At 49.1% G+C, this 2935-nt stretch carries 3 protein-coding genes; 2 read left to right on the forward strand and 1 reads right to left on the reverse strand.

Annotated features, from left to right (window positions below; genetic code table 11):
* Positions 1 to 290 precede the first annotated feature (290 nt).
* On the reverse strand, positions 291 to 1205 hold the full coding sequence (locus M3200_RS06390) for a LysR family transcriptional regulator (protein ID WP_022382706.1): 915 nt from the start codon (positions 1203 to 1205) through the stop codon (positions 291 to 293).
* A 574-nt stretch (positions 1206 to 1779) separates the two neighbouring features.
* On the opposite strand from M3200_RS06390, the gene fsa reads away from it, so the two are divergent.
* Positions 1780 to 2427, forward strand: a complete 648-nt coding sequence (fsa, locus tag M3200_RS06395; RefSeq protein WP_022382707.1) for a fructose-6-phosphate aldolase — start codon at positions 1780 to 1782, stop codon at positions 2425 to 2427.
* A gap of 148 nt (positions 2428 to 2575) precedes the next feature.
* Positions 2576 to 2935 (forward strand): gamma-glutamyltransferase (locus M3200_RS06400; RefSeq protein ID WP_288178194.1); only part of this gene is annotated, 360 nt, incomplete at its 3' end.

The following is a 2935-nucleotide window of genomic DNA, read 5'->3' on the forward strand; positions in this document are numbered from 1 at the left end:
ACCAGAATGGTCCAAAAAAATATCCGCACCCCCTGAGCTCTTTCTTTTATTCTTTGTGAGGCTGTCCCCGTCAGGGGAAAGTGGATCGTATACCGATTGACACTATATTAATATCAGTGCTGGCTCAATTGTTTTGTACGGGCCGAAAGGGGTTCATTTCCAGCAACGCGAAGCATCCTTTAATCCTTCCCGATACCACAAATATATCCTCCAGCCGAATATAACTGCACAAAAACGCACAAAAAAAGGATGTGAATGACAACTGATCATTCACATCTTTTTATAGTTAATTATCTTTTCGGCGGAAGGCCCGCGTATTCTCTGGCAAAGTCAGCAAAGTTTTCCTTGATATAATTCTTCAGCAGTTCAGCTGGCGGAGAGAGTTTTTCACCCTTCTTCCAGGAAAGGGAAATGTATCTCTGGCAGTTCGGGGAAGCAATCGGGACAAGTGCTACATGGTCGCCGCCTACGCCGTGCCAGGTGATTCTCGGAGCGAAGGAAACGCCGAGGCCTGCGCGGATGAATTCACGGACTGTCGTCGGGCTGTCGCTTTCAAGGACGACATGGGGGACGAAGCCTGCCATGCGGCAGTAGAAGTCTGTGATCGTACGAAGGCTTGCGCCTGCTTCCAAAGAGATGAAGCCTGCCTTTTCGAATTCGTCCAGATTGACAGATGGTCTCTTGGCATGCGGATCGGTATCAGGCATAGCCAGCATGATATCTTCCTTCAGGAGAGTGACAGAATGGTCATTCTCGATCGGATTGATCGAAGAAGAAAGAGAGAGGTCGACGTGCGTCTGATTCGTCTGGCCCGGCTTGTTATGCTGCTGCAGGATTTCGAAGCGGATATCCGGATGTTCCTGACGGAAACGGGTGAGGAAAGCCGGGATGATCATGGAAGCAGCAAAAAGCGAGATCGTGACGGTCAGCTTCTGTGCTTCCTTCGTGTCGGCCAGTTCCTTCTGTGCGCCGTTCAGTTCCTGCATGATGCGGTTCGTGTGGCGGAGAAGGATTTCACCATAACGCGTGAGGACGATATTGCGCCCGCTTCTGGAGAAAAGCGGCACGCCCAGCTCGGTCTCGAGCACTTTGATCGTGTGGGAGAGGGACGGCTGTGAAATATGAAGTGCCTCTGCAGCTTTCGTCAGGTGCTGCAGCTCGGCGGTTTTCTGGAAATAGCTCAGAGCGAGGAGTGTTAATTTCATGGGACCCTCCTAGGTTCAGGTATGGAAATGAATAAAAAAAGCATCTGATTACTTTGTCCCTAATTATACCTGTTTATCTATCAATAATCAATGAGTAAGGTATTATATGCATTATAAGTCAACTATCATGCAGATTTATTACTTGCACGTCAAGTTGATGAAATTTTCTCGATTCGAAACGATATCCATCAATAAAATCATTCATTTGACTATGAATTCCGCCACATATGGGTGAATAAGGGAAGATAAGCGAGAAATTCGCTTCTCACGGCGTCCCATCGCGTTTTATAGATAGAAAAGGGCTGAGAATGCCCATGAGGGGATTTTCCCTGCGCCTCATAATGTATACGCTTGTCTTTTCATCATGGAAGGGAAATGGAGGTCTTGCTCCCTCATCGTGAAAAATGCCGGAAAACACTGTATTTTGCGGCATTTCCTCCTATATCGCCCTGGATGAAATCCTGTTTCTAGTATGCTATTTTTACATGCATTCCTTTTATTATTGACATTCCGCCGAATCAGTGCAAAAATGGAATACATGCTGAATATATTATAAAGATAAAAGGAGAAAGAAATGGAATTTTTTATTGATACCGCTGATGTCGAAGCCATTCGCAAAGCCAATGACATGGGATTCATTTCCGGCGTAACGACGAACCCGTCCCTGATCGCCAAGGAAGGAAAGGACTTCCATGCAGTCATTAAGGAAATCGCCTCCATCGTGGACGGCCCTATTTCCGCTGAAGTGCTCGCTGATGACGCAGAAGGAATGATTGCAGAAGGACAGGTCCTCGCAGGCCTTGATCCGCATGTAGTTGTCAAAGTACCGATGACCCCGGAAGGCATGAAAGCCGTCAAAGGTCTGAAGAAACTTGGCATCCGCACAAACGTTACCCTCGTCTTCTCTGCTAACCAGGCACTGCTTGCAGCACGCGCAGGCGCATCCTTCGTCAGCCCGTTCGTTGGCCGCATCGATGACATCGGCTGGGACGGCGTGGAACTCATTCAGACCATCTCTGAAATCTTTGAAATCCACGACATCGATACAAAGATCATTGCTGCTTCCATCAGAAAGCCGCAGCACATCTCCCAGTGCGCACTCGCAGGCGCTGACATTGCTACCGTTCCGTTCCAGGTACTCATGGATGCCATGAAACACCCGCTGACAGACAACGGCATTGCACGCTTCAAAGCTGACTGGGCTGCTGCCAATATGAAATAAGAATGATAGAAAAAGGCTCCTCAACCGGGGTCTTTTTTTATTGCCCGAAACGGGTTGGGGAAGGGTGCATCGATGAAGTATAATAGAAAAAAAATCCCAGTATTTTCGAGGGAAATACGCGGCCAGTCCGCAAATCAGGGGAGGAATCATGAATATAAACTTTAATCTAGGGCAGCGCTACCGCTATCCGTCCAGAAGAAGCGTCGTCTTCGGAAACTGCGGCATGGTTGCTACGGCATCCCAGCTCGCAGCCGGCGCAGGCATGGACATGCTGAAAGCAGGCGGCAACGCCGTCGACGCAGCGATTGCGACAGCCATCTGCCTGACCGTTGTAGAACCGGTGTCCAATGGCATCGGAAGCGATGCTTTTGCCATCATCTGGATGAAGGATCATCTCTATGGATTAAACAGCAGCGGCTTTGCCCCAGGTGCTATCAGTGCAGACATCGTAAGAGGCATGGGGCACACGGAAATGCCGATCCGCGGCTGGCTTCCCGTCACCGTGCCG

It is taken from the genome of Dialister sp. CAG:357 (genome assembly GCF_000435155.1).
Classification (GTDB): domain Bacteria; phylum Bacillota; class Negativicutes; order Veillonellales; family Dialisteraceae; genus Dialister; species Dialister hominis.

What these genes read in the sequence shown, in the direction of transcription:
- M3200_RS06390 (WP_022382706.1), bottom strand. Translation starts at nt 1,205, where the DNA reads ATGAAATTAACACTCCTCGCTCTGAGCTATTTCCAGAAAACCGCCGAG.
- fsa (WP_022382707.1), top strand. Translation starts at nt 1,780, where the DNA reads ATGGAATTTTTTATTGATACCGCTGATGTCGAAGCCATTCGCAAAGCC.